The organism is Kitasatospora sp. NPDC053057 (assembly GCF_044546945.1).
Lineage (GTDB): Bacteria > Actinomycetota > Actinomycetes > Streptomycetales > Streptomycetaceae > Kitasatospora.
Genome location: NZ_JBITZP010000043.1, coordinates 41,886 through 65,562, shown reverse-complemented (window position 1 = coordinate 65,562; position 23,677 = coordinate 41,886). Strand labels below are relative to the sequence as shown.

24 protein-coding genes are annotated in these 23,677 nt (G+C 74.0%); 10 read left to right on the top strand and 14 right to left on the bottom strand.

The features are described from left to right. Nucleotides 1–28: 28 nt before the first annotated feature. Nucleotides 29–1,333 carry a sensor histidine kinase gene (locus ACIG5E_RS32245; protein WP_396539478.1) on the bottom strand — a complete coding sequence of 435 codons (1,305 nt, stop codon included), beginning with the start codon at nt 1,331–1,333 and terminating at the stop codon, nt 29–31. A 126-nt stretch (nt 1,334–1,459) separates the two neighbouring features. Here ACIG5E_RS32245 and ACIG5E_RS32240 point away from each other — a divergent pair, with 126 nt between their 5' ends. Further along, the gene (locus tag ACIG5E_RS32240; protein WP_396539475.1) at nt 1,460–2,371 is read left to right on the top strand and encodes an ATP-binding cassette domain-containing protein; all 912 of its coding nucleotides are present in this window, start codon (nt 1,460–1,462) and stop codon (nt 2,369–2,371) included. Continuing rightward, nucleotides 2,368–3,201, top strand: a complete 834-nt coding sequence (locus tag ACIG5E_RS32235) for an ABC transporter permease (protein WP_396539473.1) — start codon at nt 2,368–2,370, stop codon at nt 3,199–3,201. The genes ACIG5E_RS32240 and ACIG5E_RS32235 overlap by 4 nt, the downstream gene beginning before the upstream one ends. A gap of 51 nt (nt 3,202–3,252) precedes the next feature. On the opposite strand, the gene ACIG5E_RS32230 is transcribed toward ACIG5E_RS32235, so the two are convergent. The 3 genes from ACIG5E_RS32230 to ACIG5E_RS32220 all read right to left on the bottom strand — a co-directional run bounded on the left by ACIG5E_RS32230 (nt 3,253) and on the right by ACIG5E_RS32220 (nt 6,324). After that, nucleotides 3,253–4,746 carry an MFS transporter gene (locus tag ACIG5E_RS32230; protein WP_396539471.1) on the bottom strand — a complete coding sequence of 498 codons (1,494 nt, stop codon included), beginning with the start codon at nt 4,744–4,746 and terminating at the stop codon, nt 3,253–3,255. A gap of 361 nt (nt 4,747–5,107) precedes the next feature. Further along, the gene (locus tag ACIG5E_RS32225; protein WP_396539469.1) at nt 5,108–5,677 is read right to left on the bottom strand and encodes a Uma2 family endonuclease; all 570 of its coding nucleotides are present in this window, start codon (nt 5,675–5,677) and stop codon (nt 5,108–5,110) included. Next, on the bottom strand, nt 5,674–6,324 hold the full coding sequence (locus tag ACIG5E_RS32220; RefSeq protein ID WP_396539467.1) for a TetR/AcrR family transcriptional regulator: 651 nt from the start codon (nt 6,322–6,324) through the stop codon (nt 5,674–5,676). Before ACIG5E_RS32220 ends, ACIG5E_RS32225 begins: the two co-directional genes overlap by 4 nt. 71 nt (nt 6,325–6,395) lie before the next feature. On the opposite strand from ACIG5E_RS32220, the gene ACIG5E_RS32215 reads away from it, so the two are divergent. Next, a complete protein-coding gene (locus ACIG5E_RS32215) occupies nt 6,396–6,881 on the top strand; it encodes an FBP domain-containing protein (RefSeq protein WP_396539465.1) in 486 nt (161 codons plus the stop codon). Continuing rightward, nucleotides 6,878–7,066: a hypothetical protein gene (locus ACIG5E_RS32210; protein ID WP_396539463.1), complete on the top strand. Its 189-nt coding sequence runs from the start codon at nt 6,878–6,880 to the stop codon at nt 7,064–7,066. The genes ACIG5E_RS32215 and ACIG5E_RS32210 overlap by 4 nt, the downstream gene beginning before the upstream one ends. A gap of 96 nt (nt 7,067–7,162) precedes the next feature. Here the strand turns inward: ACIG5E_RS32210 and ACIG5E_RS32205 are convergent, their stop codons facing one another. Then, nucleotides 7,163–8,200, bottom strand: coding sequence for an aldo/keto reductase (locus ACIG5E_RS32205; RefSeq protein ID WP_396539486.1), 1,038 nt, complete (start codon nt 8,198–8,200; stop codon nt 7,163–7,165). A gap of 126 nt (nt 8,201–8,326) precedes the next feature. Here ACIG5E_RS32205 and ACIG5E_RS32200 point away from each other — a divergent pair, with 126 nt between their 5' ends. Further along, complete coding sequence (locus ACIG5E_RS32200) at nt 8,327–9,019, top strand: TetR/AcrR family transcriptional regulator (protein WP_396539461.1); 693 nt, start codon at nt 8,327–8,329, stop codon at nt 9,017–9,019. Between the two features lie 118 nt (nt 9,020–9,137). Here ACIG5E_RS32200 and ACIG5E_RS32195 read toward each other — a convergent pair whose 3' ends face one another. Further along, the gene (locus tag ACIG5E_RS32195) at nt 9,138–9,758 is read right to left on the bottom strand and encodes a hypothetical protein (protein WP_396539459.1); all 621 of its coding nucleotides are present in this window, start codon (nt 9,756–9,758) and stop codon (nt 9,138–9,140) included. A 157-nt stretch (nt 9,759–9,915) separates the two neighbouring features. Between ACIG5E_RS32195 and ACIG5E_RS32190 the strand changes: the two genes are divergently transcribed. Beyond that, a complete protein-coding gene (locus tag ACIG5E_RS32190) occupies nt 9,916–10,593 on the top strand; it encodes a C39 family peptidase (protein WP_396539457.1) in 678 nt (225 codons plus the stop codon). Between the two features lie 65 nt (nt 10,594–10,658). Here the strand turns inward: ACIG5E_RS32190 and ACIG5E_RS32185 are convergent, their stop codons facing one another. Both ACIG5E_RS32185 and ACIG5E_RS32180 read right to left on the bottom strand, forming a co-directional pair. Beyond that, nucleotides 10,659–11,699 (bottom strand): TerD family protein, encoded by a 1,041-nt coding sequence (locus tag ACIG5E_RS32185; RefSeq protein WP_396539455.1) that lies wholly within the window; start codon nt 11,697–11,699, stop codon nt 10,659–10,661. Nucleotides 11,700–11,793: 94 nt separating this feature from the next. Continuing rightward, nucleotides 11,794–12,990: a cytochrome P450 gene (locus tag ACIG5E_RS32180; protein WP_396539453.1), complete on the bottom strand. Its 1,197-nt coding sequence runs from the start codon at nt 12,988–12,990 to the stop codon at nt 11,794–11,796. A 69-nt stretch (nt 12,991–13,059) separates the two neighbouring features. Between ACIG5E_RS32180 and ACIG5E_RS32175 the strand changes: the two genes are divergently transcribed. Then, nucleotides 13,060–14,367 (top strand): pyroglutamyl peptidase, encoded by a 1,308-nt coding sequence (locus tag ACIG5E_RS32175; protein WP_396539451.1) that lies wholly within the window; start codon nt 13,060–13,062, stop codon nt 14,365–14,367. 87 nt (nt 14,368–14,454) lie between these two features. Here ACIG5E_RS32175 and ACIG5E_RS32170 read toward each other — a convergent pair whose 3' ends face one another. Next, nucleotides 14,455–14,940 (bottom strand): inorganic diphosphatase, encoded by a 486-nt coding sequence (locus ACIG5E_RS32170; RefSeq protein WP_396539484.1) that lies wholly within the window; start codon nt 14,938–14,940, stop codon nt 14,455–14,457. Nucleotides 14,941–15,094: 154 nt separating this feature from the next. On the opposite strand from ACIG5E_RS32170, the gene ACIG5E_RS32165 reads away from it, so the two are divergent. Beyond that, a complete protein-coding gene (locus ACIG5E_RS32165) occupies nt 15,095–15,889 on the top strand; it encodes a hypothetical protein (RefSeq protein WP_396539449.1) in 795 nt (264 codons plus the stop codon). A gap of 8 nt (nt 15,890–15,897) precedes the next feature. Here the strand turns inward: ACIG5E_RS32165 and ACIG5E_RS32160 are convergent, their stop codons facing one another. The 3 genes from ACIG5E_RS32160 to ACIG5E_RS32150 all read right to left on the bottom strand — a co-directional run bounded on the left by ACIG5E_RS32160 (nt 15,898) and on the right by ACIG5E_RS32150 (nt 18,561). Then, the gene (locus tag ACIG5E_RS32160; RefSeq protein WP_396539447.1) at nt 15,898–16,263 is read right to left on the bottom strand and encodes a cupin domain-containing protein; all 366 of its coding nucleotides are present in this window, start codon (nt 16,261–16,263) and stop codon (nt 15,898–15,900) included. A gap of 217 nt (nt 16,264–16,480) precedes the next feature. Then, nucleotides 16,481–17,212, bottom strand: a complete 732-nt coding sequence (locus ACIG5E_RS32155) for a Mut7-C RNAse domain-containing protein (protein WP_396539445.1) — start codon at nt 17,210–17,212, stop codon at nt 16,481–16,483. Between the two features lie 95 nt (nt 17,213–17,307). Continuing rightward, the gene (locus tag ACIG5E_RS32150) at nt 17,308–18,561 is read right to left on the bottom strand and encodes an MFS transporter (RefSeq protein WP_396539443.1); all 1,254 of its coding nucleotides are present in this window, start codon (nt 18,559–18,561) and stop codon (nt 17,308–17,310) included. Nucleotides 18,562–18,923: 362 nt separating this feature from the next. Between ACIG5E_RS32150 and ACIG5E_RS32145 the strand changes: the two genes are divergently transcribed. Beyond that, nucleotides 18,924–21,338 carry a molybdopterin cofactor-binding domain-containing protein gene (locus ACIG5E_RS32145; protein ID WP_396539441.1) on the top strand — a complete coding sequence of 805 codons (2,415 nt, stop codon included), beginning with the start codon at nt 18,924–18,926 and terminating at the stop codon, nt 21,336–21,338. Nucleotides 21,339–21,439: 101 nt separating this feature from the next. Then, on the top strand, nt 21,440–21,904 hold the full coding sequence (locus ACIG5E_RS32140; protein ID WP_396539439.1) for a (2Fe-2S)-binding protein: 465 nt from the start codon (nt 21,440–21,442) through the stop codon (nt 21,902–21,904). 74 nt (nt 21,905–21,978) lie between these two features. Here the strand turns inward: ACIG5E_RS32140 and ACIG5E_RS32135 are convergent, their stop codons facing one another. Beyond that, nucleotides 21,979–22,584 (bottom strand): TIGR03086 family metal-binding protein, encoded by a 606-nt coding sequence (locus tag ACIG5E_RS32135; RefSeq protein WP_396539437.1) that lies wholly within the window; start codon nt 22,582–22,584, stop codon nt 21,979–21,981. Between the two features lie 124 nt (nt 22,585–22,708). Beyond that, entirely contained in the window at nt 22,709–23,464 is a 756-nt protein-coding gene (locus tag ACIG5E_RS32130) for an SDR family NAD(P)-dependent oxidoreductase (RefSeq protein ID WP_396539435.1), read from the bottom strand. Between the last annotated feature and the right edge of the window lie 213 nt (nt 23,465–23,677).

Genomic DNA, 23,677 nt, shown 5'->3' with positions numbered 1-23,677 from the left:
CCGAGACTACGAAGAACTGCCGGACCGGTCACGCTCGATGATCCAGTGGGCCATGGTGAACTCCATGACCAGCCGCCTGACCGCCAACCCGGACAGAACCGGGCAATACCTCCGACCGAAACCGCCCGCGGCAGCCTAAATCGGTATCGAACACCCTCTCAGGGATCGGCAGCCGGGCGGCGACCCGGAAGCCTCCGTCCGGGCACGGCCCGGCCTCGAACTCGCCGTGCAGCAGGGCGACCCGCTCGCGCAGCCCGGCCAGGCCGAAGCCGCTGCCGGGCGAGGTGCCGTGGCCCCGGCCGCAGTCGGTGATCTCGACGGAGAGCTCCCCCGCCGTGCGGCCGACGGTCACCAGGCAGTCGCGGACCTCCGCGTGCCGGACCACGTTGGTGACCGACTCCTGGATGATCCGGAACGCCGAGAGGTCGATCTCCGGTGGCAGCGGGCCCGGTTCGCCCGCGCGGCGCACGTCGACCCGCACGCCCGCCGCGGTGGTGGTCTCGGCCAGCCGGTCGAGGTCGGCCAGGCCCTGCGGGACGGTGTCCGACACCTCGCCGTCGGCCTGCCGTAGGGCGACCAGCATCCGGCGCAGCGCGGCCAGGGTCTCCCGGCCGGCGGCCTCGATCTCGCCCAGCGCCTGCTTGGCCCGCTCCGGCCGGCGGTCGATCACCCGGCGGGCGGCGCCGGCCTGCAGGGCGACGATGCCGATGCTGTGGGCGACGGTGTCGTGCATCTCCCGCGCGATCCGCAGCCGTTCGGCGGTGACCGCCTCGGCGGCGGCCCGGCTGCTCAGCGTCTCGGCGTGCTCCCGGTTCTGCCGGAGCGAGCGCCCGGCCAGCCAGGCGACCAGGGCGAGCAGCGCGGCGCCGTCGGCGGTGCCGATGTGGGTACCGGTGAAGATGCCGACGGTGTTGCCGGGGACGAGGCCGATGTGCAGCACCAGGAAGGTCATGACCAGCGCGAAGGCGGCGCGCGAACTGCGGCGCGGGCTGCGGGCGGTGATCAGGAACAGCGCGACGTCCACGGCGAGCAGCGCGGCCGGGGGCACCTGCGAGAACTGCGCGGACCAGCCGTCGGTCTCGGTCCAGGTGGCGATCAGCAACACCGCGACCGAGAGCACCGGCACTCGGCGCACCAGCGCGGCGCCGGCGAAGGCCACCGCCGTGTCGGCCAGGGTGAAGGCCAGGCCGCCGTGCGCGGCCGCGCCGTGGTAGTGCCGGGCGGTGCCGCCGAGCAGCACGGCGGGGTAGCCGACGGCCCCGCACCAGGCGAGGGCGGTCCAGGCCTCGGGCGGGACGCGCCGGATGAGCGGGGGCCTTGAAGTCGCGGGCATGGTTCAAGATCGTAACCACGGGGGGTGGGCGCCGTCATCCAACCGTGGTTGTACGACCAGGGCCGACCTGCGGTGTCGACGCCGGTCCGATGCGGCGGCAGGGGCTCCCCCGGCACCGTGGTGCCCATGATCGAAGTCAACGAACTGACCAAGCGTTACGGCGGCCGGCCGGCCGTCGACCGGTTGACCTTCACCGTCCGCCCCGGCCACGTCACCGGCTTCCTCGGCCCCAACGGCGCCGGCAAGTCCACCACCCTGCGGCTGATCCTCGGCCTCAACGATCCCACCTCCGGCACCGCCACCGTCGACGGCCGGGCCTTCCGCGGCCTGCCGCGCGGCCTGCGGGAGGTCGGTGCGCTGCTCGACGCGGGCGACGTGCACGGCGGACGCACCGGCGCGGCCCACCTGCGGGCGCTGGCCCGCAGCAACGCCATCCCCCGCAGCCGGGTGGACGAGGTGCTGGCCGAGGTCGGACTCGCCGACGCCGCCGGGCGGCGGATCGGCGGCTACTCGCTGGGCATGAAGCAGCGCCTCGGCATCGCCGGCGCCCTGCTCGGCGACCCGCCCGTACTGCTCTTCGACGAGCCGCTGAACGGGCTGGACCCGGAGGGCGTGCTCTGGGTGCGGGGACTGTTCCGCCGGCTCGCCGCGCAAGGCCGGACGGTGTTCGTCTCCAGCCACATGATGGCCGAGATGGAGCACACCGCCGACCGCCTGGTGGTGATCGGCCGCGGCCGGCTGATCGCCGACGAAAGCCTCGGTGAGTTCGCCGCCCGGGCCGGCCGGGCCGCCGTCACCGTCCGCGCCGCCGAACCCGACCGGCTGACCGCCGTACTGCGCGCCGCCGGCGCCGCCGTACGCCCCGGGCCGGACGGCAGCCTCGACGTGACCGGCCTGGACGCCGGACGGATCGGCGAACTCGCCCTGGAGCAGCGCCTGTTGCTGTACGCCCTGACCGAGCGCGGCGCCTCCCTGGAGGAGGCCTTCATGGAACTGACCGCCGACAGCGTCGAATACCTCGCCGGAGAGCCCCGATGAGCACCGTGACCCCCCTGCCCCGGATCCGCCCCCGCGCCCGCTTCGGTGACCTGCTGGCCGCCGAGTGGCTCAAGTTCTGGTCGCTGCGCTCGATCCCCTGGGTGCTCGGCATCAGCACGCTCGTCATCATCGCCGCCAACTTCAAGGCGGCCCGCTACACCCACGACACCTACACGCCCGGCGACGGCGATCCGGCGGTGATGGCGCAGACCGCGCTCAACGACTCCTTCCACGTCGGCTCGGCCGACATCATGATGCTGGTCGCGGGCGGCCTCGGCGCGATCGTCATCGCGGGCGAGTACGCGACCGGGCTGATCCGCACCACGCTCGCGGCCGTGCCCGACCGCCGGGCGGTGCTGCTGGCCAAGGCGGGCGTGCTGGCGGCCGTGATGACCGGCTTCGGCGCCGTCGCCGCGGGCGTCTCCTTCGGCCTCACCCAGGCCGTCCTGGCCGACCGCGGCATCGGCCAGTCGATCGCCGACCCGACCGCCTTCCGGTACGTGGCCGCGGCCGCGCTGTTCGCCCCGGTCTGCGCGCTGGTAGGGCTCTGTCTCGGCACCCTGATCCGGCACAGCGCGGGCGCGGTGGTGGGCACCGTGGTGGTGCTGTTCCTCCTGCCGTCCTTCGTGACCGAGCGCTACCGCTGGTCCGCCGACGTCCTGCACGCCCTGCCCTTCCCCGCCTGGCAGCGCCTGGCCCGCACCACCCTGGCCGGCCTGCGGCCGACCGACTACCCGGCCACGGTCGCGGGCGCCTGGACCACGTACGCGGTGTGGGCGCTCGCCTCGGTGGCCATCGCGATGGTGGCGATCCAGCGCCGCGACCACTGACGGTCGGAAGGCCGTTCGGAAGGCGGCAGGGCTCGCCGATGAGCCGTGGCTTCAGGGCACTCGGGACCGTCCCGCGTTCTCCCGCTGGTTCGCCCACTCGTCGGCCAGGGCCACCAGCAGGGCGGCGAGGACCAGCCCCGAGGCGACCGTGTCGCCCAGTTGGAAGGCGAGGGCCCAGTCGGGGTGGCGGCCGGCGGCGTGGGCGAAGAAGACCGAGCCGACGACGGCGATGCCGACGGCCGAGCCGACGCGCTGGGCGGTCTGCAGGACGCCGCCGGCGCTGCCCGCGCGGGCGATCGGCACGTGCTGGAGGGTGAGCGTCTGGTTCGGGGAGATCACCAGACCGCTGCCCACCCCGGCGATCAGTAGCGGACCGAGCGTCGTCCAGCCCACCGAGGGCCCGGACCACAGCTGCACCGCCAGGTCGGAGGCCAGCAGGCCGAGCAGCACCAGCAGCAGCCCCGCCACCACCAGCCGTCGTCCGAGCCGGCTGACCAGCCGCCCGCCCACCGCCGCCGCCACGCCCGAGCCGACCGCGAAGGGGGTGATCGCCAGGCCCGCCGCCAGCGCCGAGTAGTGCAGGCCCGCCTGCAGGTAGAGCGTGAAGATGAAGAAGATCGCGGTGAACCCGGCGAAGTACACCAGCGAGAGCAGCACCCCCGCCGCGTACGGCCGCACCGCGAACAGGGCCATGCTGACCAGCGGTTCGCGCCGCCGGGCGTAGTGCCGCTCCCAGCCGACGAAGGCGGCCAGCAGCACGGCCGCCAGCGGCAGCAGCAGCCAGCGGGTCGGGCTGTGCCACTGCTGCTGCTGGACGAAGGGCAGCAGCAGGGCGACCGTGCCGGCGCCGAGCAGCAGCAGCCCGACCGGGTCGAAGTCGCGGTGGCCGGCCCGTTCGGCGGCCGGGCGGGGCGGCGGGAGCAGCCGGTAGGCGATCGGCAGGGCGACGACGCCGATCGGCAGGTTGACCAGGAACACCCAGCGCCAGCCGTCCTGCGGGCCGAACAGGTGGATCAGCAGGCCGCCGAGCAGCGGGCCGACGGCGGTGGACAGTCCGATGGTGGCGCCGAGCGCGCCGAAGGCCCGGCCGCGTTCGGCGCCCTGGAACAGGGTCTGGATGAAACCCGACACCTGGGGCACCAGCACCCCGCCGGCCGCGCCCTGGAACAGCCGGGCCAGCACCAGCCACTCCTGGTCCTGGGCCGCCCCGGCCAGCGCGCTGGCGGCGGTGAACAGGGCGAGTCCGGTGAGGAAGACGGCCCGTCGGCTGCGGGCGTCGCCGAGCCGTCCGGAGGGGACGAGCACCAGGCCGAAGGCGAGCGCGTAGCCGCTGAGCACCCACTGGAGGCCGCTGTCCGACATGTGCAGCCCGGCCCGGACGGTGGGCAGCGCGACGTTGACGATGCTGACGTCCAGCAGGGTCATGAACCCGGCGACCAGGCAGACCGTCAGCGCCCGCCAGCGGCGCGCGTCGGCCCGCCCGCCGACGGCGGTGGAACCGGGCGGCTGCGGCTTCTCCGCGTCACGGGAGGGTTGGGAGGTCATGAGGGCCTCTTCCCGGCGTCCTGGCACTGGTCCCGGCTGGTCCTGGCTCTGCTCCGGCTCATCCTCGCCCGGCCTCCAGCGCGCCGCCACCCGGCTCCGCCGCTCCGCGCGGCCCGTCCGCATCCGTCCGGAGCGGGCCGAACTCGCCTGGACTCACCCGAACGGCCGAACCGGATCGCGACCGGCCCGTACGCGCCCGAGGCGCCACCGCCGACGCCGGCCGCCCCCGCAGTTCCCAGCTGCGCACCGCGGCCGACGCCATCGCCTGGCGTCTGATGATCGAGGACACCGCCAACGGCCTCCCGGCGGGCGCCCGCTCGAAGGACCGCGCCAAGGTCTGACACCCTGACGCCCACGTCGGCTACAGCCGGGTCGTGTCCAGGTCGAGGTCGAAGGGGGCCGGGAGGTGGACCGGCGTGCCGAAGGGGTGCGGGCCGCTCTCGCCGGCGTACCCGAGGCGGGTCGGTTCGCTGTACAGCGTGCAGGTGCGGTTCTGCCGGTCGACGAGGAGGTAGAGCGGAGCACCGTACTGGCCGTAGCGACGGCGTTTGACGACGCGGTCGGTGTCAGCGTTGGAGGGCGAGCTGACCTCGACGATCAGCAGGGTCTGGTCGGGCAGCAGGGCGCCTTCGGTCTTCGCGGCGAGGTCCGCCGGCACGACGGCCAGGTCCGGGACGTACCAGTTCTCACTGCCGGGCAGGTCGAGGTTGCCGGAGCCGGACACCAGATCGAGCACGTCCATCCGGGGGCCGAGCTGGCGACGGATGACCTCGGCGGCGGACTCGTGCGCCCAGGACGGCGACATGGGGGTGATGACTCCCTCGATGATCTCGGCGCGGTCGCCCGCGATGTGCCGGATCGCGTACTTCAGCGCCCTCTCCGGGTCACTCACGCTGCTGTAGTCGCCAGGCGACTGGGCTGCGGTACTCACAACATGCCTCCTTCCCAGCCGCGATTCTCCCTCATACCGTCAGGGCTCTCGACCATATGACCGTTTTCGACGCGTTCTAGCCGTTTCGGCCAGTTGCGCAGCAGGGCGTCGAGGGCGTCGAGGACGCGCACCCAGGTCTCCTCGGTGGTGCGCGGGGTGTGCTGGAAGCTTCCCGCCCGTTCCAGGGCGACGTAGCCGTGGAAGGTGCTGCCGAGCAGGCGGACGGCGTCGGTCTCGTCGGGCTCCGCGAGGTCGTAGCCGCGCAGGATCGCGCGGGTCATCCGGGAATGCCGGACGGCGGCGCTGTTGAGCGCCGTCTCGTAGTCGAGTTCGAGCTGCGCGGCGGCGTACCGGCCGGGGTGCTCGCGGGCATAGTCGCGGTAGGCGTTGGCGAAGGCGGCCAGGGCGTCCTTGCCGGCGCGTCCGGCCAGGGCGGCGGCGACCCGGTCGGCGAGTTCCTCCAGTGCGAGCAGGGCGATCCGGGTCTTGAGGTCCTGGGAGTTCCTGACGTGCGAGTACAGGCTCGCGTCCTTGACCCCGAAGTGTCGCGCGAGCGCGGAGACCGTGACCTTGTCGAAGCCGACCTCGTCGGCCAGTTCCGCACCCGCCCGGGTGAGTCGTTCCGCGTTCAGTCCTACGCGTGCCATGGGCTTCCCTTCGATCGCCTGGAGCCATTATACGTTTGCCTAATCCTCCTAGGTAATTTACGTTGCTTCCTATGAAGCCGATGACCGAGCAAGAGATCCGATCCGCCTTCGTGAACTGCAGCAAGGGCGAGGCGAAACGCCTGCACGTGCCCCGCGACCTGACCGAACTGCCCTGGGACGACCTGGACTTCCTCGGCTGGCGCGACCCTCAGGCCCCCGATCGCGCCTACCTTGCGGCCGAACTGGAAGGCCGTACCGTCGCCGTCGCCCTGCGCTCCTCCGGCGCCGCCTCCTGGCAGGCCCGGCGCAGCATCTGCTCGCTCTGCGTGACCACCCACACCGGGGGCGTCTCGCTGCTGGTCGCACCGCTGGCCGGGAAGGCCGGCAAGCAGGGCAACTCCGTCGGCGCCTACATGTGCACCGACCTCGCCTGCTCGCTCTACGTGCGCGGCAATCGGGAGGTCGGCACCCGGCTCCACGAGTCGCTCACCCTGGAGGAGAAGATCCGGCGCACCGTGGACAACCTCGCCGCCTTCGTCGCCAAGGTCACCGCGTGACCGGGCAGCGGGTCTCCCCCTGGGACCTCGCCATCACCCTGGGCTGGCTGCTGACGCCGCCGGGCGCCGAGCGGCGCCGCGTCGCCGACGGTGGGTCCGAGACCATCGCCGGTCGAGAGGTCCGGGCCATCGACCGCGAGGATCGGCAGCTCACGCGGCAGGCCACCCAGGGCGGTCGGCACTGACGCGCCCTCCGGCCGACGGCCAGACCGACGGCTCCGGCGCCCAGCGGGCCAGCAGGTCAGCCGGCCAGCAGGTCAGCCGGCCAGCAGGTCAGCAGGTCAGCCGGCCAGCGGCGGGTCGAGCCGGGCGAAGGCGGCCTGGCGGCGGTACGGGAAGTACGGGTAGGGCGCGGTGCGGGCGCTGGCCGCGTCCAGGCGGGCGATCTGGTCCGGCGTCAGCGACCAGCCGACGGCGCCGAGGTTCTGCCGGAGCTGCTCCTCGTTGCGGGCACCGATGATGACCGAGGAGACGGTCGGGCGGCGCAGCAGCCAGTTGATCGCCACCTGGGGGACGCTGCGGCCGGTCTCGGCGGCGACCTCGTCCAGGGCGTCGACCACCCGGTACAGCAGTTCGTCCTCGACCGGCGGGCCGTAGTCGGCGGTGTCGTGCAGCCGGCTGCCGGCCGGGAGCGGCTGGCCCCGCCGGATCCGGCCGGTGAGGCGGCCCCAGCCGAGCGGGCTCCACACCAGGGCACCGACGCCCTCCTGCTGGGCGAGCGGCATCAGCTCCCACTCGTAGTCGCGGCCGACGAGGGAGTAGTAGACCTGGTGGGCGGCGTAGCGGGGGCGGCCGTGGCGGTCGGCGAGGCCCAGGGACTTCATCAGCTGCCAGCCGGAGAAGTTGGAGACGCCGGTGTAGCGGATCTTGCCCGCGCGGACCAGGTCCTCCAGGGTGGCCAGCACCTCCTCGATCGGGGTGGCGGCGTCGTAGGCGTGCAGCTGGAACAGGTCGAGGTAGTCGGTGCCGAGGCGGCGCAGCGCGTCGTCCACCGACCGGATGAGCCGGGCGCGGGACGTACCCGCGTCCTGCGGGCCGTCACCGAGCGGCAGTCCGGCCTTGGTGGAGATCAGCACCTGGTCGCGGCGGCCGCGGACGGCCTGGCCGAGCACCTCCTCGGAGGCGCCGTCGGAGTAGACGTCGGCGGTGTCGAAGAGGGTGACTCCGGCGTCGATGGCGATGTCGAGCAGGCGGCGGGCCTCCTGGACGTCAGTGGTGCCCCAGGCGCCGAAGAGCGGGCCACGGCCGCCGAAGGTGCCGGTGCCGAGGCTGAGCGCGGGGACCTTGAGTCCGGATGCGCCGAGCCGGCGGTACTCCATGCCGTTGGATTCCATGGTGGTTGCCATGACAGTACTCCCCTCGGAGTCCCTAATGGGACTCCAGTTCCGTTAGGATGTCTAGAAGCTAGCAGACTCCACCCAGCTAATGGAACAGGAATCCCGTTAATGGCCGTCGAGCCGGTTGAACCCGTCGAGTCCGCCGACCCTGCCGACTCAGCAACGCCCGATTCACCCGGAACACCCGAGATACCCGGAACGCCCGGCACCGTCCGCCCCGGCGGCCGCACCGCCCGGGTCCGCGCCGCCGTCCTGCGGGCCGCCGAGGACGCCCTGGTCGAGCACGGCTTCGGCGGCCTCGACCTCGGCGACCTCGCCCAGCGGGCCGAGGTCGGCCGCACCACCGTCTACCGCCGCTGGGGCAGCTCCGCCGCCCTGGTCGCCGACCTGCTCGCCGACATGGCCGAGCAGTCGCTGCCGCGCTCCCGCAGCGGCTCGCTCGCCGAGGACCTGCGGGCCAACGCCCGACTGGTCCAGCGCACCCTGGCCGACCCCCGGCAGGGCGCGCTGTTCCGGGCCGTCATCGTGGCCGCCAACGGCGATCCGGGGACGGCCGAGGCCTTGCGGCACTTCTACCGGCGCCGGGTCGAGGAGTGGGCGCCGTGCGTCACCGAGGCCGTCGAACGCGGCGAACTCCCCTCCGACACCGACCCGTTCGAGGTGATCCGGGCCGTCTCGGCGCCGCTCTACTACCGGATGCTCACCACCGCCGAGCCGCTCGACGAGCCGGCCGCCGACCGCGCCGCGGCAGCCGCCGAGGCCGCCGCCCGGGCGGGGGCGTACCGGCGACAGGGGGCCTGAGGCCCGAGCAGGCCGGAGCAGACCCGAGCGGTCCTGAGCGCACGGCCCGGGCATGCGAACGGCCGCACAACGCGGGTGCGTCGTGCGGCCGTTCGGCGGAGAAGGACGGGCGAAGGGGTCAGTCCTCGTCGAACTCCTCGTAGTTCTCCCGCAGTTGCTCCAGCAGCCCGACCCAGAGGTCCGACTTGTCCGGCCCCTGGCCCAACTGCCCCACCAGCGCCTCGAACTCGTCCAGCGCGGCCTTCGGGTCGTCGCCCACGATCCGCTCCTCGAAGGTGGCCAGCAGCGCCAGCGCGCCGATCACCTCGGGCAGCGAGTCGGCGGCCCAGCCGCCGTGGCCCTGTCCGGTGGTCCAGCCGTCCGAGTTGTAGATCTCGACGACGCCGCACTCGGCGTCCACCATCAGGTGCCACTCGTCGAACTTGCCGACGCAGTACGCCAGACCGGCCGGGGAGTCATCCTCCGGGTCGCGGGCGTACAGCTCGTCGCAGTCCGCCTCCCACAGGCCGCGCTCGGGCAGGTAGGAGGAGTCGTAGCCGACGAAGTCGAGTTCCACGGCCGGCACGCCGACCTCGGCGAGGAACGCCCGGGCCCTGCTCGACTCCAGCCGCTCGGGCAGCACCTCGGGCCGCCACAGCGTGCCCGGGCCGAAGCAGGACTCCAGCCAGGCGGCCGTCGGGTTCCTGGCGGCGGCCAGCAACTCGGCGGAGGCGGTGGTCGTGGTGTCGATGGCGGTCATTGGGTACGTCTCCCCCGGTCAGAGCGGTGCAACGACGCCATCCAACCGCATGGCACCGACAGCGGCCGACACCGGGTCAGCTCCGCCGCCCACACTCCGTCACCTGATCGCCGCCTACCGGCTGCGGAGCGCGACCGGCCTTCGTAGCGTCATGGCCATGACGACCACCGCACGAGCGCGAGCGTCCTGGCTCGCCGTCCTGACCACCGCGGCCCTGGCGGCGGGCACCGGCCCCGCGCTGGGCGCCCCCGAAGCCACCGGCGTCCCCTACTACCACCAGCAGCTCAACGACGACTGCGAGGCCGCCTCACTGCGCATGGTCCTCGCCGCGCGGGGCGTGCAAGCGGACGACCAGCAGATCCTGGACCGGATCGGCGTCGACCGGGCGCACCCCGAGTTCGGCCACTCCGGTCCGCGCTCCGGCGACCCCTACCGGGCGTTCGTCGGCGACCCGGACGGCTCGGAGACGGCCGGCACCGGGTACGGCGTGTACTCCCCGCCGGTCGCCGGGGCCGCCCGCTCCTACGGGCTCACCGTGCTCCAGGACGGCGAGGGCGTCTCCGTCCAGCAGCTGAAGGACCAGCTGGCCGCCGGCCACCCGGCGATCGTCTGGGTGGACTACCTCTGGCGGCACCTCGCGACCACCACGTACACGGCCTACGACGGCAGGAGCGTCCCGTACGCGGGGCCCGCCGAACACACCGTCGTCGTCACCGGGTTCAGCGGTGGCAGGGTCTCGGTCAACGACCCCGCCCGCGGCCGCACGACGGTCTCCGAGCAGGACTTCGCCGACGGCTACGCCACCTACGGGCAGATGGCGGTCGTCATCAGCTGAGGCCGACGGGACCGGCCGGAACCGGCACAGCGGTTCCGGCCGGTGGGAGGAACAGCGGCGACGACTCAGAAGAACGAGTCGTCGTCGTCCTCGTAGTAGTTGTTGACGACCACCTGGGGCTCGTCGTCGCTCAGTGCCTCGTTGAGCAGCATGCCGCCGACCAGGCCCGCCGCACCCGCGCCGAGCATGGCGCCAGTGCCGAAGCGGCGGCCGCCCTGGTCCTGATGCTGGGCGGGCACCTGCGGCTGGACCTGCTGCCGCGGGTAGCCGGCCTGCGGCGGGGTGTAGAACGGCGGGACGGTGGTCTGCACCCGCTGGGCGCAGGCGGCACAGGCCTCGACCTGGCGCGGCACGCCCCACTGCGGCTGCCACAGCACCACGGCCGAGCCGATGCCGTGAGTGGGGTCGAAGAAACACGTCACGGGCGAACTCCCTGTTGCTGGCTGGGTCTTCGGAACAGCGGGACCGACGGCGGCGGGCGCCGCCGCCGGCATCGGGGGGACGGGAGCGGGGGCGGAGGCGGGTACGACGGGCGCCGGCTGGAGGACGTCGACACCGAAGTCGGTGGCGATGCCCGCGAGCCCCGAGGCGTAGCCCTGGCCGATGGCGCGGAACTTCCAGTCCGTGCCGTGCCGGTAGAGCTCGCCGAACACCATCGCCGTCTCGCTGCCCGTCTCCGGCGTGACGTCGTAGCGGGCCACCTCGGCGCCGCCGTCCGCGTCGGTGAGGCGGACGTACGCGCCGCGCACCTGCCCGAAGGTCTGCCGGCGCCGCGCCGCGTCGTAGATCGCCACCGCGAAGACGACCTTCTGCACATCGGCCGAGACGTCCGCGAGCCGGACCTCGATCCGCTCCCGGTCGTCGCCTCCGCCGCCCCCGCCGTCGTTGCCCAGGTGGCGCACCGCGCCGTCCGGGCTCCGCAGGTTGTTGAAGAAGACGAAGTGCTGGTCCGTCGGGACCTTCCCGGACGCCCCGCAGAGCAGGGCGCTGGCGTCCAGGTCGTACCCGGGGCCGGCCGTCCAGCCGAGGCAGACCCGGACGGACCGCACGCCGGGCGCCTGCCGGTTCAGGGAGACGTTGCCACCCTTCGTCAGGGCCACACTCATGGGGTTTCCTCCACCACCGTCCGAATCACGCTGTTCGACCACGACAACGCCGTGGATGCCACGCCGGTTCCCGGTCGTTCGACCAGGGCGGGTCCTAGAACCGGACGGGGAGTTCCAGCAGGCCACGGGCCCGCATGGTGGGCCGGTGGCGCAGCTGCTCGACCGGGACGTCCAGGGCCAGCGCGGGGAAGCGGCGCAGCAGGGCGGTGATCGCGAGCGCCGTCTCCATCCGGGCCAGCGGGGCGCCCAGGCAGTAGTGGATGCCGTGGCCGAGCGCGAGGTGGCCGTTCTCCCGGCGGCGCAGGTCGAGCCGGTCGGGGTCGGTGAACTGCTCGGGGTCGCGGTTGGCGGAGGCGAGCGAGAGCAGCACCGTCTCCCCCGCCGGGACGGTGACGCCGCCGATGGTGACGTCCTCGCGCGGGAAGCGGCGGATGGCCAGCGGGGCCGGGCCGTCGAACCGGGCGAACTCCTCGACGGCGCCCGCGACCAGCTCCGGCTCGGCGCGCAGCGCGGTGAGCTGTTCGGGGTGGGTGAGCAGGGCGAGGACGGCGTTGGCGATCAGGTGGACGGTGTTCTCGTAGCCGGCGAAGAGGATGAGGAAGGCGAGCGAGGTCAGTTCGTCCTCGCTCAGCCGGTCCTGCTCGTCCCGGACGGCGATGAGGTCGGAGAGCAGGTCGTCGGCCGGCTCGGCGCGCTTGCGCTCGATCAGGCCGGTGAAGAAGGCGAGCATCGCCTTGACGGCGTCACGGGCCTGCTCGGGGCGGGCCGGGTCCGGGGTGATCAGGGCGTCGGTCCAGGCCCGGAAGTCCTGCCGGCCCTCCTCGGGGACGCCGAGCAGGTCGCAGATGACGGTGATCGGCAGGGGCGCGGCGTAGCTCGCGAGCAGGTCGACGCGGCGGGTGGGCCCGGCGGTGTCCTCGACGGCGTCGAGGAGTCGCTCGGCGACGCGCTCGATCGGCGCGCGCAGGGCGGCGACCCGGCGCGGGGTGAAGGCCTGGACGACCAGGCGGCGGATCCGGGTGTGGTCCGGCGGGTCCATGTTGAGCAGGTTGGCGTCCAGCGCGGGCGGCAGCGCGAGGCCCCGGTAGTTGCCGGGTGCGGCGTGCGCCTTGTCGAGGGCGAGGCGCGGGTCGGCGAGGGCCTGACGGACGTCCGGGTAGCGGGTCACCAGCCAGACGGGCAGCCCGTCCGGGCCGAGGATCCGCCGGACGGGCGCCTCGGCGCGCAGCTCGGCGTAGGCACCGTAGGGGTCGGTGAGCAGGGACTTGACGGTCGGGTCGAGGGGTGTCACCCGGTCAGCCTACGGGCAGCGAGCAGGCACCCTGGCGGGGCGTCAGTGCCGTACCTATTGTCGGAGTCCATGACAATCATTCGCCGTGCCGCCGGACGCACCACCGGCCGGGCCGCCACCCTGGCCACCGCCCTCGCCGGAACCCTCGCCGCCCTGCTCGCCCCGGCCGCCGCCGCCCAGGCCGCACCAGCGGGCTGTCGCACCGTCACCACCACGCCGCTGGACGCCGAACAGGCCCGCCTCCAGGACGCCCGGACCACCGTCTTCACCGAGCGCGCCGGCCTCGGCGACGTGCTCGACGGCTTCCCCGCCGCACTCTGCTCCGCCCGCAACGCCCACCGCGCCCAGCGGATGGTGGACATCTGGGGCCACCGGCTCTGGCAGGCCGGCCTCGACCGCGCCCAGGGCCGTCGGCCCAGCGGCGAGCTGCCCGCCCTCGACGACCGCCCGCTGTACTGGGCCCGGCTCGCCATGACCGTCCAACTCGCCCGTTGGCAGCCCCGGTTCGACGTCGACCACGCCGAGCTCCGGGCCCGCTTCGAGGACGCCTCCCGCGGCCTGGACGAGGGCTTCAGCGACGACTCCGGCCCCGACTCCGGCTCCGGCATCCGGCGGATCTTCATCAGCGGCTTCGACCCGTACGGCCTGGACACCGAGCCGCGCCGCGCCAACCCCGCCGGCGCGGCCGTCCTCCAACTGGACGGGCAGCGGATCACCCTCGCCGACGGCAGCACCGCCGAGGTGCGGGCCGTCGTCCTGCCGGTGCGCTACGGCGACTTCGACGACGGCATCGTGGAACGCGCCTTCGGCCCCCACCTGCGGCCCGATGGCCCGCAGTCCGCCGACCTGATCACCAGCATCAGCCAGGGCTACCCCGGCAAGTTCACCCTGGAGGCCTGGGCCGGGCGCGCCCGCTCCGCCGACCCGGCCACCGACAACGTCGGCGCCCTCTCCGGCGGCACCACCTCGCACCCGGTGGACGCCCCGGGCCTGGCCGACGGCCCGCAGTTCATCCACACCACCCTGCCCACCGACGCCATGACAGCCGTCCAGCAGCCCTACCCCGTCCTGCTCAACACCCCCGTCGTCGAGATACCGGCGGGCGCCACCGCCCCCGTCCGCCGCACCGACGGCCCCACCCCCGGCTCCCGCGCGGTGGCCGGAGGCGGCGGGGGCTACCTCTCCAACGAGGTCGCCTACCGCTCCAACCGCTTGCGCCTCGCCCTCCACCCCGACCTGCCCGGCGGCCACCTCCACACCCCGGTCCTCACCGGCCTCCCGGACCAGCAGGACCGGGTCACCTCACCGGAGTTCGAGCACAACGAGGCCGCGATCTCCGACCAGGTCCGCGCCATCCTGCGCAGCGCGCGGCTCTGACCGGCAGGACCGACGGCCGACGACCGGCGACCGGCGACCGGCGACCGCCCGGGCCTGACTCCCCTGCCGGCCTGGCCGCCAGGGAGGTCAGGCCGGGTGGGCGAAGCGCGTGCCCACCGCGCGGGCGCGGGATTCGGCGATCTCGGCGCGGGCCGCCTCGCGGCCCGCCCAGTGCGAGCCCTTGACCGACTTGCCGCGTTCGAGGTCCTTGTACACCTGGAAGAAGTGGGTGATCTCCAGCAGGTCGAACTCGCGCAGGTCGCCGATGTCCCGCAGGTCGGCGTAGCGCGGGTCGTGGGCCGGGACGCAGAGGATCTTCTGGTCCGGGCCGCGCTCGTCGCGCATCACCCACATGCCGACCGCCCGGCAGGTGAGCACGCAGCCCGGCACGGCGGGCTCGCCGCCGAGGACGAGGGCGTCCAGCGGCTCGCCGTCGCCGCCGAGGGTGCCCTCGACGTAGCCGTAGTCCGCGGGGTAGCGGGTGGCGGTGAAGAGCGTGCGGTCGAGGCGGATCCGGCCCGCGTCGAAGTCCATCACGTACTTGTTCCGCGACCTCTGCGGGATTTCGATCATCACGTCGAACTCGGCGGGTTCCACCGGTGGCCTCCTCCTCGGCTCCTGGGGAGATTGTCCGCCGTCCGGGCTCCCAGGGCACCGTCGAAACGGCCCCCGCCGTTCACGGTCAACCGCTAGCATCCGGGCCATGGGGAGTTGGCGGGTCACGGTCATGCACCACCATCGCACGCCCGGCGGGCGTCCGCAGGGCCGCCCGGAGGGGCCGCTGGCCCGGCGGGACGGGTGGGAGGTGCACGGCCGGGACGGCGAGCTCAGCTGCGTCGACCCGACCGGCCTGGTCCGCTGGCGGCAGCCCTGCCCGGGGCGGCCGAACGCGGCGCACATCTCCGCCGGCCGGGTGCTGGTCACCACCGACTCCTTCGAGTACACCGCCTGGGGCCACCTCGGCCCCGCCCTGCTGCTGGACCTCGCCGACGGCACCCTGGTCGCCGAGCTGCGCGGCGAGCGCGGCGCGGCGATCGGCGGCGGGCGGTTCGTCCTCGGGCTGGAGGGCTACGGCGCCTTCGACACTCGGGCCCACGACCGGGACGGGACCGTCGTCGACTCCTGGCGCAGCTACGGCCACTACGTGGTCGGCGACGGCCTGCGCGTGGTCGAGACGGACCGCCGCCGCCCCACCCGCAGCCGGGTGGTGCGGCTGCTGCCCGGCGGGGCGGTCGAGCGTGGCCCGCTGCTCACCGACGCCCAGGCACCGGAGCCGCTGGCGCTGCCCGACGGCACCCTGCTGGTGCTGGACGCGGGGGTACTGCGCGCGATCGGGCGGGAGCTGGACGACGCCGTGCTGGCCGAACTGCTCCCGCTCGCGCCGGAGGAGCAGCACCGCTTCACGGGTTCGCTGGGCCGGACGGCCGAAGGCGGCCTGAGCGCGACACTGGTCGAGCGCCACCCGACCCGCATGGGCAGCTACATCACCCACACCTGGGCCCTCGGCCTGGTCGGGCCCTGACTGCCCGCTCACCGGACGGTCGCCTTCCAGGGGCCCTGCTCGGGGCGCGCCTCGGTGTCCGTCCCCGGCCAGGGCGGCATGGTGACGGCGGTGATGCGCAGCGGTCCGTCGGCGTCCGGGTCGGCCCGGAACTGGAAGGCGGTGCCGAGCGGGATCGACACCGCCGTCCCGGCCGCGAGCCGGAGGGTCTCCTCCCGGCCGTCCTGGCGGCGCCACAGCTCACCGCTGCCCGCGGTGACCTGCCACAGCTCCTGCACGGTGGCGTGCGACACCGCGTGGGTGACCTGCCCGGGGGCGAGCTCGAAGACGGCGAGGCTGCCCCGGCCGTCCAGCACCAGCAGCGGGCGGACCACGGCGCCGTCCGGGGCCGTCACCACGGCGGCGTCACCGGTTTCGGCGCTCTCGAAGGGTTGGTGCGAGAAGGGTTGCTGCGAGAAGGGTTGGTGCGAGAAGGGTTGGTGGACAGGGTGTACAGGTTGATCGCTCATCCGACGACCCGGCCTCTCGTGTGACGGAGTTCCTGGGCTCGTCCCCCACCCCCGATCAGACCACGGCCCGCGGCGCCCCCGCCATCGGCGGCATCCGGGCCCGCTACCCCGAGACGCCCCCGAACTCCCGGACGGCCTCGGTGACGATGGACTCCAGCCGGGCGTGGTGGGCGCCTCGCCAGTAGGCCTGGCCGCACTCGGCGCACTGGGCGAAGGCGTCGTAGGAGCGCTCGGTGCCGTCGTGGAGCTGCTCGCGCACGGTGGTCTTGCTCACCGTGCGCAGCGTGCCGTTGCAGGTGGTGCAGCGGCTCCAGGGCGCGAGCGGCGGGGCGAAGCGGGAGAGCACGTCGCGCAGTTGCTCGGCGGGGCGGTGGCTGTAGACGTAGGCGCCCGCCCACAGTTCGCGGCGGCGCAGCAGGCCGCGGTCGCGGGAGAGCATCACGCGCTGTTCGGCGGCGGAGCGGGCGGCCAGTGCGGCGTCGCCGATGTCCGGGTTCTCGTACGCGGCGTCCACCCCGAGCAGGCGCAGCCGGCGGGCGAGGGTGCCGAGGTGGACGTCCAGCAGGAAGCGCGGCGGGGCGGGTGAGGGCTGTGGGCGGGCCACCGCCTCGACGCTGACGTGCTCGGTGTCGGCCGGGACGTGCGAGTCGGGCACGGGCCGGCCGTCCACCAGCAGGGCGCCGACCTCGGTGAGCGGGACGCCCAGGGACTCGACCACGTGGCCGAGGGTGGAGGTGCCGTCGGTGCGCAGCGCGGTACGGCCGGCCCGGCGGGGCGCGGAGACGAAGAGGTGCAGCTCAGGGGCGAAGTCGAGCCAGATCTGGGGTCGGTCCACGCGGCCAGCATGCCAGCGGGTGGCGGGCCGGGGCCACCGTTTTCCTGGGGCGTCCGAACCGGGCGTCCGATCCGGGCGTCCGATCCGGACACGCCTCAGGCCGCCGGCACGACCGGGGCGGGCACCGGCCGGCGGTCGCGCGCCGCCCAGCGGGCGACCGGGCCCATCGCGTACCCGGCGGCCAGGAACACCCCGCCCAGCACCAGCCAACCCGCGAGCCCGCCCTCCAGCAGCAGCGCGGTGAGCAGCAGCGGCCCGAGGGTGCGGGCGACGGCGACGCCGGTGCCGAAGAAGCCCTGGTACTGGCCGATCCGCTCGGGCGGCGCGAGGTCGAAGCCGAGCTGCCAGGAGCCGGCCGACTGCCGCATCTCGCCCGCCACCTGCAGCACGGCCGCGACCACCAGCAGCGCGCCGAACGCCCACACCGAGACGTCGAGGGCGGACAGTCCGCAGACCACGCAGGAGGCGAGCAGCAGCACCCCGGACGCGCGCACCGCCCGGACGGCGGAGTCCAGTCCGCTGACGTCGCGCGCCGCCCGGACCTGGAAGGCCAGCACGGCCAGGGTGTTGAGCACGAACAGCACCGAGCCGAGCCAGCCGAGGCCGGAGGCGCGCTGGGCGATCCACAGCGGCAGGATCAGGCTGAGCAGCGGCATCCGCAGCAGCAGCACGGTGTTGACCAGGGTGACGGCGGCGTAGCGGCGGTCGCGCAGCACGGCGAGGCGCGGGCCGGTGCCCGACTCCTGCGGCGCGGGCGGGACTTCGGGCAGCCGCCGCAGGACCAGCGCACCGGCCAGGAAGCCGAGCGCGGTGACGGTGAAGGCGCCGAGGTAGGCGGTGCGGGTGCCGACGGTCAGCGCGATGCCGCCGATGGCGGCGCCAACGGCCAGTCCGCCGTTGAGGGTTGACTGCAGGTGGGCGAGCAGTCCGGTCCGTTCGGCGCGCGGCACCAGGCCCGCGACCAGGGCCTGCCGGGCGGCGGTGAGGCCGGACTGCGCGGTGGCGTAGAGGCAGACGGCGAGCAGGAACAGCCCGTAGGAGCGCACCACCAGGAGGGCGGCGACCACGGCGGCCGTGCCGAGCGCGAGGGCCACGGCGGTGCGGCGCGGGCCACGGCGGTCGGCGAGGTGGCCGAGCGGGACACCCGCCAGCGAGCCGAGCGCCCAGGCGATCGCGAGGCCGAGGCCGAGGGCGGTCGGTGACATGCCGACCACGCGGGTGAAGTAGAGCGCGGAGCAGGTGTAGTAGGCGCCGTCGCCCACCGCGCTCGCCAACTGGGCTGTGGCGAGCGTGCGCTGGGGGCCGGCGGGGGGCAGCAGGGCGAAGCCGGCGGCGCTCTGGTTCGGCACTTGTCTCCTGTCGGACGGGCGGCGCGCGGGCCGGAGGTTCACAACCGTCCGGGGCGGCTCTCAGCGGGGCACCGCCCAGCCTAGGGATGAAATGGACCGACTGACAGGTCCATTGATCTTGAATTTCCCTGGGCCACTTGCACTCCGCCGGACGGCCTCCGCCGCACCGTCGGGCGAGCAATGAACTCCCGTACGACGAAGCCCCGTTGATCCACAAGCACGATCGGGCCCCGGTTCGCCCCGGCCTCCGCCGCCCGGCCGAAGCGCCGTCCGTACCCGCTCCGACGCCGCCACCCCAAGCGGACGGAACCCCTCCACCACCCGCCCGGAGGGCCAAGATTGGCCATGTTGACCCGTCAGTAGTGCCCTCCTATGCTCAACGGCGTTCGCGATCCGGCACCGGGGCCGGGGCCGTCCGTGCCCGCCCGATCCGGCGCCGTCTCCGGCTTGAAGGGTTTCCTCCCATCAGCACCTCCATCGCCCCCTCGGACTCCGCCGGCCACCCGGGCGACACCGGACGACCCGCCGGGACGACCGCCTCCGACAGCTCCGCGGGCCCCGCCGGGGACACCGGGCGCCGCCGCTTCCTCACCTACCTGCTGGCCGCCCCGACCCTCACCGTCGCCGCCCGGCTCGGCCTCGACGCCGCCGCACCCGCCCCCGCCCAGGCCGCCGTCCGCGCCGCCGCGGCCGCCCAGGACGCGGCCGCGCCCCCGCAGTTGCTCGGCCTGCCGGGCATCCCGGACGTCCTCGACCTCGGCGACGCGATGATCCTCGCCGGGCTGCCCACCGCGCACCTGCTGGTACTCGAAATCACCCCCGCCGGGCGTGCCGCGCTCCACCTGCCCCGGCTGGAGGTCGGCCAGGGCCTGACCACCGCGATCGCCATGCTGGTCGCCGACGAACTCGACGCCAAGCTCACCGACGTGGACGTACCGCTCTCCGACGGCCGCCCCGAACTGCTCTTCAACCAGCTCACCGGCGGCTCCAACTCGGTCCGCTCGCTGTACGACCCGGTACGCGCCGCGGCCGCCGCCGCCCGCGCCCGGCTGGTCACCGCCGCCGCCCACCGCTGGAACGTTCCGGCGAGCGGACTGCGCACCGCCGACTCCGCCGTCCTCGCCCCCGACGGCCGCCGCCTCGGCTTCGGCGAACTCGCCGCCGACGCGGCCTCGGTGGTCGTGCCCGCCGTGCCCGCCACGCCCAAGCCGGCCGACCAGCGCCGGCTGGTGGGACAGCCGACCGGACGCATCGACGCCCGCGACATCGTCACCGGGCGCGCCAAGTACACCGGGGACCTGCAGATCCCGGGCGCCGCACCCACCGTGGTCGCCCGCCCGACCACCGTCAACGGCACCCTCAAGTCCCTGGACGCCTCCGTCGCCCGCGCCATGCCCGGCGTGCTCGCCGTGGTCCGGATCCCCAGCGGCGTCGCCGTCCTCGCCGAGACCTTCGACCAGGCGCTCAAGGCCCGCGACGCGCTGCGCACCACCTGGAACCCCGGCCCGGTCGCCGGCCTGTCCACCGCCGACGTCCAGGCACAGCTGCGCGCCGCCCACGCGCCGTTCCTGCTGCCGCCGCTGCTCACCCCGTACCTGGACGGCGAGTTCGACTTCGCCTTCGTCAACCACGCCCCGATGGAGGTGCTGACCGCCGTCGCCGACGTGCGGCCGGGCCGCGCCGAGCTGTGGTTCGCCGCGCAGAGCCCGATCATCGCCCAGCAGACCATCGCCGCCGAACTCGGCCTGCCGCAGAGCGCCGTCACCGTCCACGTCGTACGCGGCGGCGGCTCGTTCGGGCGCCGGCTGTTCTTCGACGCCGCCCTGGAGGCCGCCCAGATCTCCAAGGCCGCCGGCCGCCCGGTCAAGCTGATGTGGACCCGCAACGACGACATGCGCCACGGCCGGATGCGCCCCGCCAGCCACCACCGGATCCGCGCCACCTACGGCCTCGGCCAGGTGCTCACCTGGGAGCACCGCGCCGCCACCGTCCGGACCGACCTCTCGCACGGGCTCGGCGAGGCGCTCACCGGAGCCGGGTTCAACCTGTCGGTCGCCGGGATCAGCCTCGCCCAGGCCTTCTTCCTGCTCACCGAGAAGAACCCGTACGACGTCGGCATCCCCACCCAGCTGCTCGCCGAGCTGCCGCTGCAGATGCACACCGGCAGCTGGCGCTCGGTCTACTCGGGCATGGTCCGGGTCGCCGACGAGATCATGATGGACGAACTCGCCCGCCGGATGGGCCAGGACGAGGTCGCCTTCCGCCGCGCCCGGCTGCGCGACACCGCCGGGCAGGCGCTGCTGGACACCGTCGCCAAGGCCGGCAGCTGGGGCCGCCCGATGCCGGCCGGCCAGGCCCAGGGCGTCGGCTACCACGACGAGAACGGCGGCCGGGTCGCCTACCTGGTCGAACTCGATGCCACCGACCGCGCCAACCCCCGGGTCACCAAGGCCGTCATCGCCGCCGACGTCGGCCAGGTCATCAACCCCCGTGGTCTGGAAGCCCAGTTGACCGGCGCCCTGAGCGACGGCATCTCGGTGATCCTCCAGGCCGGCAACCACCTCGACAACGGCGCCTTCCGGGAAGGAAGTTACGCCGACTTCCACTACGCCCGGCAGCGCAACACCCCGCCGACGGTCGAGATCCACCTCATGCCGTCGAGCGGATCCCCGGGCGGCGCCGGCGAGTTGGGCGTCCCGGCGGCCTCCGCCGCGGTCGCCAACGCCTACGCCCGGGCGACCGGCACCAGCCCGCGCTCCTTCCCGATCAACTTCTGAACCGGCACCGACCTCCGCACCAGCACCGACCTCCGCACCAGCACCGACCTCCGAACCGACACCGCCTTCTGACCGCCCGGAACCAAGGACATCGACTCCCCATGCCCACCCACACCTTCGTCCTCAACGGGCAGTCCGTCACCGTCGACGCCCCGGACGACATGCCGCTGCTCTGGGTCCTCCGCGACAAGCTCGGCGTCACCGGCCCCAAGTACGGCTGCGGGGTGGGCGTCTGCCGGGCCTGCACCAGCCACCTCGACGGCCAGGAGTTCCAGCCCTGCACCCACTCCGTCAAGGACTGCGAGGGCCGCACCGTCACCACCATCGAGGGCCTCGCCGACGGCGACACCCTCCACCCCGTGCAGGAGGCCTGGATCGACTGCGACGTCGCCCAGTGCGGCTTCTGCCAGCCGGGCCAGATCATGACGGCCGTCGCACTGCTGCGCCGCACCCCCAACCCGACGGACGCGGACATCGACCAGATCCAGAACATCTGCCGCTGCGGCAGCTACCCGCGCATCCGCGAGGCGATCAAGCGGGCGGCGGCGGGCGGACACGTGCACTGACGCGGCGGCACCCCTGAGCGCGGCCGCCCCGGCCAGGACGTCGTACCAGTCGTCGGCGGCGGGAGTTGGAAAACCTAGACTTCGACGGCCGCCCAGGGGTCGCGGCCGAAGAAGGCGGCCAGCCGGTCGTACGCCGGGGCGTCCGCCGGCGCGGGGACCTCGGGGCCGAAGGCGTGGTGCTCCGCCTCCTCGCCGCGGTACTCGGGCCTGAGGGCGCCGCGGGCCCAGTCGAGCGCGGCGAGCGCGACCTCGTGGTCCAGGCCCTCGGTGGACTGGCCGGTGGCGCGCGCCAAGTCCCAGGCATGGACGGCGAATTCGGCGGTCTGCTGATCGACCGGGAAGCGCGCCGGGAGGATGGCGCCGCCGGGGGCCGACACCGTGCCGGTGAGGTCCCCGGCGGCGCGCCAGGCCGTAACCAGCCGCTCGGCGCCGGCCTCGAAGGCGTGCAGCCAGTCCTCCTCCACCCGCTCGAAGGACTGCGACCAGTCCGGCTGCCCGCCCTCGGCCCGCAGGGTGAACTGCCGCAGGTCGAACAGGAGGTGGCTGACCAAGTCGCCGACGTCCCAGGAGCGGCAGGGGGTCGGGTGGCCGGCCAGCTCGACGCCGGTGCCGTCGATCAGGCCGGCGGTCTGGGCGAGGGCCCGGGCGAGCAGCTCGATCGGGTCGTCCACCGCGGTCATGGCACACCTCTCGGTCGGGGGCGCACGGATCGTGCCGGGCGATCGTAAGCGCGGGCACCGGCAACCGCCGGGCACGACACCCGAGCGCCCGGCACGACGCCGCCGCCCCCGGTCCGGCGGGAGATCAGGCGGAGAATCCGCCGTCCACCGACAGCTCCGCACCGCTGACGTACCGGCCGTCCTCACCCACCAGGTAGGAGACGGCGCCCGCCACCTCGTTCACCGCGCCGTACCGGCCGAGGGCGACGAAGCCGCGCTGGAAGTCGGCGGACGGGCCGTCGGCCGGGTTCATCTCGGTGTCGATCGGGCCCGGGTGGACCAGGTTGACGGTGATCCCGCGCGGGCCGAGCTCCCTGGCCAGCGCCTTGGTGAGGCCGATCAGCGCGGCCTTGCTGGTCGCGTAGAGCGCGGCGCCGGGGAAGACGACCCGCTGGGCGATGCAGCTGCCGATGCTGACGATCCGCCCGCCCTCGGTCAGGTGCTTCACCGCCGCCTGGGCGTACAGGTACGGCGCCCGGACGTTCACCTCCAGCACCCGGTCGAGTTCCTCCAGTGCGACCTCCTCGATCGGCCCGCCCGCGCCGACGCCCGCGTTGTTCACCAGGATGTCCAGCCGCCCGAACCGCTCGGCGACCGCGGCCACCGCGGCGTGCACGGCCTCCGGGTCGGCGCTGTCGGCGCGCACGGCCCAGCCGGTCCGTCCCATCGCGGTGATCTTCGCGACCACCTCCTCGGCCCGATCGGCCGAGCCCTGGTAGGTCAGCGCCACGTCGGCGCCGTCCTCGGCCAGCCGCAGCGCGACCGCCGCCCCGATCCCCCGGCTGCCGCCGGTCACCAGGGCCACCTTGCCGTCGAGCGCCGCCGTACCGTTCATCGTCATCTCTTCAGGTCTCCTCGTTCACGTGTTCCGATCGCGGCCCCTGCCGGTGTTCCGGCCGGTGTTCCGCCCTCGGCGTGTACGTCGATCCTGATCCGGATTCCTTGACATCTCCGGCGGTATTCAGACATCACGTTCAATGTTCAACTACAACCCCGCGCGCCCCGGGGGCGCATAGCGGTAGTACGACCCGACCGCCGGCTGCCCGGTCCAGTT